Below are 4,954 nucleotides of genomic sequence, written 5' to 3' on the forward strand. Positions count from 1 at the left end.
ACAATATGCTAGGAGCCAACTGCGTAACTCCTATTCTATAAACTTGACTTCCTCAACACCTTTAAAAAATTTAGATAATGACATTGAAGCTGTTGCTTTTTCGATAAGCAATGAAGGATATATCATTATTAATGTGAATGATTTGTCTGTGCCTGAATTTTCAATGACAAACAAAAGTCCGTTTATCGTCGGGAATAAAAGTTACTACTACAATGGTCCTCTTGCTTATGTTGAAGCAGAAGAACTAAAAAACAGGGAAATCAAAACCAAGTACATTTACAAAAAGGAAAAAGTGAATAAATCTAAAAAAATCTTGGAACTGCAAGAATCAGCTACATCAGCACAGAAGATACAGACACTATCGTCTACAGGCGGAAGTTTGAGTCATTCATTAAGGACTTGGGAAGATAGTTCCGTTTATTGTGGTCCAATTGCAGCTGGTATAACTCTCATATATTTTGATGATTACCATGATGACGATTTTGTTGATTCGAACTACGAAAACCAAGATGATCTATTAGATCTCATAACTAATGGGTATATACCAAATCAAGGAACGAGTACTTTAACCGTTACAAATGGATTGGACGATTATTTGGTAGATCGGAATCTCGATGATGATTACAGCGCAAAGTCCAGTTCTTCTTTTAGTTACAGTAAGATTCAGTCTCTCATCAATTCAAATAAACCTATAATTGTTGACACGGATAATCATCCAACATTTGGGGAGCACTGGATAATAGCACACGGATACTATGTACTCACAGTTCCATATGTTAATCCACAATATTATATTATAGTCAATAATGGATGGGGCGATAATAACGTCAATGTGCTTGTGGATAATTACATTGATGATATGGTATACATTGAGTAATAAAAAATTCTAAAGTGTGCACCAAAACATCTTTTTTTATTTTTTGTTTTAATTGACATTTAAGGATATAAGATCTGGCTAAATAGATATAGACAATTGAGGGTGCAAAATTTGGCTAAACAGATGACGAAAATTGTGTTAATTTCGTGTTTTACTATAGTAGGTTTATTATTTTTCACGTTATTTTTTCCAAGTTTACATGAAAAAGATACAGGTCACAAAGTAACAAATGTTAGCTATGAGAATATCACTAGAATATCTATCAAAAACGGACTAAATGGAGACTCAATTGAAGTAGAAAATAAAAGCCTAATAAATAATCTGATAAATTGTATCTCAGATTACTCGTTTACAAAAAAAGTTGAACAGGAAGATCTCAATGGATATCTGTACTCAATAGATTTTTTTAATGAAGATTCTCGGATATCAAGAATTATTATTGTAGATAATGAAACTGTTAATATTGATGGAGTATATTATAATTCCAAGAACTCACAAATTGACAAATATGTAAATAATCTTTTTTATGAGAGTGCATCAACAAAGGAAAATAAAAGGTAATGTGCTAACTTTTCTATAAAACTATAAATCTTAACAAGTTGACAGTTGGAGAATCCAACATTAAAGAACTGAATTATGGACAGTACGCAAAAAATTTGACTTTGAATTTACAGAAAATTTGGTACACTACTCTGACTCCTATAGTGATTGAGCTTGATGAGATAGTCTAAATATTTTTCAGTAAAATATTATTTGGGTGATGGCTTATAAAAGACATATCTCTAACCTTCTTTTACGAAGTCTTCTCTGAACCTTCCTCCTCAATTACAGCGTAGAAATTTTCTCGAAACTCTTGAAAGACTACCTTTTTTTCATAAAGGATTTATTAATAAGTCGCCACTTCCACACTTGATTTTTACATAAAGCCCTTATATCAAAAAACTAATATATGCCTTTAAAATTCAGGATTATGAGGTAGGTTGCATGGTCAAGGTTTTCGAGGAACGGAAATTATCATTTTCAATCAACGGAGAAGAAAAAATACCTGCAATCGAAATGGTTGGCGCTATACAACACATCCAAAACATTATTTTCCATCTGGGCGACTATTTTTATGGAAATACAAGCCGTCCGACAGGGGATTTTCCGCAGGTTATCAAAGATTCATGTACCCTTTTTGTAACGAATATAGAGATGGGTAGTGTTCACGCCGAAATGCAAATAGGCGACTCTCAAGTTGGTATAACAGAGTTGGGAACATTAGGTGAGAGGGCAATTTGTGCAACAAATGAGTTAATTGAAGCTCTTTCCCACAAAGATGTTTCAAAAGAAGAATTGGGCGAAATAATTAAAGACCCTCATAGGTTAAACAAAGTTTTGAAAGAGTTCTATTTAATGTGGCCTGACCCGCAGTCTAAAAGAAGTCTAACTTTCGGTTTTTCAGGGAAAGTTGAAGAAAAACTAAATCCAGAACAAAAAGAAGTAATACAATCCCTACTACACAAGCCTGTTGAGGAATATGAAAAGAAAGTTTTTGGAAGGGTGTATGAACTAAGGGTCGACAAAAACAGAAGAATTCAAATCGACACTCCAGAAGGGCCAATTGACTGTAATTTCACTGCGGACATCGAAGAAGATATCAAAGATATTATTGGAAACATTGTTACCATACGTGGTGTAATGAAGCCTTTTAAAGGTAAGTTCGTTTTAAGTATTGACAGTGAAGCATCTATTGAAAGAAATCCACAATACTATCTAACCTCAATTAAAAGAGATGAGATTGAAGTGAAATTGAAGGAAGAAGTTCCAATTGACATTGAATTTGAGGATGATTATTATATAGCTTCAAACGATGACTTGGGACTGCTTGCTGTTCAACCAAAAATGAAGCTTTTGATCGAGGAACTCAAAGGACAGCTTAACGTGCTGTGGCAAGAATATGTACTTGTTGATGAGGAGGAGTTGGCACCCAGCGGTAAAGATCTGAGGGAGATGTTGATTTCAATTGTAGGTGCTCAAAATGTCTAAATATAAAGTAAAAGACATTGAGTCTTCTTTATCTAAAAAGGGATTTCAGCTTCAAAATACTCATCACAAATTGTACACATATTATGTCGATGGAACCAAAACGGGAATTCATACTTTTATAAGCCACGGGAAAGATGAATACGGTGACAAGCTGTTAAGTAAAATGAGAAATCAACTTAAGTTATCACATCAACAGTTTGATGACCTGATTCGATGTCCTTTGTCTAAAGAGGAATTAAATGAGATCTATTCCAAAAACGGAAATATCTAATTCTTTTTTAGTCCTCTCTTGTCATTTTCAGTATTTTTTTTCTAATTTTTCCACAGTTGTTAACATTACATTCAAGTATTGAAAACCCTTAAATGAATAGTAGATGAGCAGCCTTTCTCCTATCTATCAAAAAAGCATTCAGGATCTGAAATCCCTGGTTTTTGAAACTTTAAAAGAAGAAAATGTTACTGTCATACTCTTCGGTTCTAGGGCAAGGGGGGATTTTAGTCGAGTATCGGACATAGACATTGGAATCCTTCCAGGGAAATATTTTGACTGGAGAAATTTGATTTTCTTAAAAGAAAGAATTGAGAACCTTAATATTCCCTATACAGTTGATATTGTGGACTTTTCCAGGGTTTCGAAAGTTTTTATAGAAAAAGCGCTAAGAAAAGGGATTGTGTGGAAACACTAAAGCTCAGAATCGAAACCACTGAAAAAGCACTCAAAACTTTAAAGGTAATCACGGAAGATCCTTGTTCAGTAATAGCTCGAGATTTTCGAGGCCGGTCGGCAGAAAAATAAAAATAAAGTTGTAAAAACTGACTGAAACTCGCTTCAGCTCTAAACGATGCCCTTGAATTCTTTTTTCGCTTTTCTCACTTATGGGTTTTCGTGTTCCAGCCGCGCTAGGCGCGGGACAAAACAGGCTTGAGACGACTATTATTGCTACCCGATTTTTGATTTTTGATTCTGAAAGCGGTGGCCCAATCTTCTTTCGTTTGATAGGGTTTTTTCGCTCTATCTTGTTTTGCAGGGCACAGGAAATTAACTTCGGAACACTTTTTATTGCCTTATTTTCTCGATTTTTGGCTTATATAACCCGCTTTAAATTTATGATTTAATTCTTCTCGTCATCAATGCTCAGGTTTTATCTCATGTCCATTAACTAAAATGTTAATCAGGGCTTCTGAATATTATTTATGTGGTCATATACTATTATTTCATACAGGGTCAACAACTTTTAATATCACAAACTTCTAAAGCTAGAGTCGGTGGGGTAAATAATGCATTTTCGATATGAAGATGCCTGTTTGAGATTGCGTCGGATAGTGTATACTATGCAGGATACTTTCGAACATAAAGTGCCTGTTTGAGATTGGATTTTTAAAGTACATACACAGAGCACTTTCTAAACAGGGAATGCTTTGAGACAATATCAGATAGAATACATTATGAGTGGGGTTTTAACAAAATGCTATCAAAGAGTTTAAAAGAAATCATAAGATCCGGAAAAGAAAAAAGAATTTTACATTCGGAAAAGCTTATAGAGACGACTCACTGGCTCCATAATCTGGAGTTTCTGGTCGTACGAGTGATGATGTTTGCCATAGGTGTTCACCACCTCTATGTGTACACCATAAAAACTGTGTTCGGAGTTTGATACCTTAACTCAGCTGCACAGGTAGGCTAATTCCTTTCGGATAAGAAAAACTGTTCCCGGGTCAAAATTGGGGAGAACCCGGTAGGGAGGTGGCAGTGATTAGCTAAAATTAGGAGGAAGATTGCCATTGACTAATACGGATCGGGATTCGTGCAACACAACAAAGAAACCGCAGACCTGAAGCCCCAGATCGCAAAAGCGCAGCACTTTTCAGGTGGACTGTTATGCTTTGTTTCTTAGTTGCATCCTACATATCCTGAAAGAAGGAGGATTGGTACTAATCATCTAAATCTTCTAGCTACATCAAACACCTGATGACTTATTCAGTGCCTTTATTTGATACCTCACCGGTTTCAGATGTTATCGGGTTAAAAAATTGCTATCAGATCAAAGA

At 35.0% G+C, this 4,954-nt stretch carries 6 protein-coding genes; all 6 read left to right on the forward strand.

Annotation, left to right across the window (positions count from 1 at the left end; genetic code table 11):
- Positions 1-877: C39 family peptidase (locus A9239_RS19565; RefSeq protein ID WP_069575316.1), on the forward strand; the 877-nt coding region annotated here is incomplete at its 5' end.
- A gap of 111 nt (positions 878-988) precedes the next feature.
- Entirely contained in the window at positions 989-1,438 is a 450-nt protein-coding gene (locus tag A9239_RS12070) for a hypothetical protein (RefSeq protein ID WP_048122506.1), read from the forward strand.
- Positions 1,439-1,861: 423 nt separating this feature from the next.
- Positions 1,862-2,905 (forward strand): hypothetical protein, encoded by a 1,044-nt coding sequence (locus A9239_RS12075; protein WP_048156580.1) that lies wholly within the window; start codon positions 1,862-1,864, stop codon positions 2,903-2,905.
- Entirely contained in the window at positions 2,898-3,176 is a 279-nt protein-coding gene (locus tag A9239_RS12080; RefSeq protein ID WP_048122502.1) for a hypothetical protein, read from the forward strand. Before A9239_RS12075 ends, A9239_RS12080 begins: the two co-directional genes overlap by 8 nt.
- 103 nt (positions 3,177-3,279) lie before the next feature.
- Complete coding sequence (locus A9239_RS12085) at positions 3,280-3,591, forward strand: nucleotidyltransferase family protein (RefSeq protein WP_048122500.1); 312 nt, start codon at positions 3,280-3,282, stop codon at positions 3,589-3,591.
- Positions 3,592-4,371: 780 nt separating this feature from the next.
- On the forward strand, positions 4,372-4,560 hold the full coding sequence (locus tag A9239_RS12090; RefSeq protein ID WP_048156577.1) for a hypothetical protein: 189 nt from the start codon (positions 4,372-4,374) through the stop codon (positions 4,558-4,560).
- Positions 4,561-4,954 lie beyond the last annotated feature (394 nt).

Origin of the sequence: Methanosarcina sp. A14 (assembly GCF_001729375.1) — an archaeon.
In the GTDB taxonomy this organism is placed as follows: Archaea; Halobacteriota; Methanosarcinia; order Methanosarcinales; family Methanosarcinaceae; genus Methanosarcina; species Methanosarcina barkeri.

Coding starts and splice junctions, on each gene's coding strand:
- A9239_RS12075 (WP_048156580.1), top strand. CDS start 1,862: ATGGTCAAGGTTTTCGAGGAACGGAAATTATCATTTTCAATCAACGGA.
- A9239_RS12080 (WP_048122502.1), top strand. CDS start 2,898: ATGTCTAAATATAAAGTAAAAGACATTGAGTCTTCTTTATCTAAAAAG.
- A9239_RS12085 (WP_048122500.1), top strand. CDS start 3,280: ATGAGCAGCCTTTCTCCTATCTATCAAAAAAGCATTCAGGATCTGAAA.
- A9239_RS12090 (WP_048156577.1), top strand. CDS start 4,372: ATGCTATCAAAGAGTTTAAAAGAAATCATAAGATCCGGAAAAGAAAAA.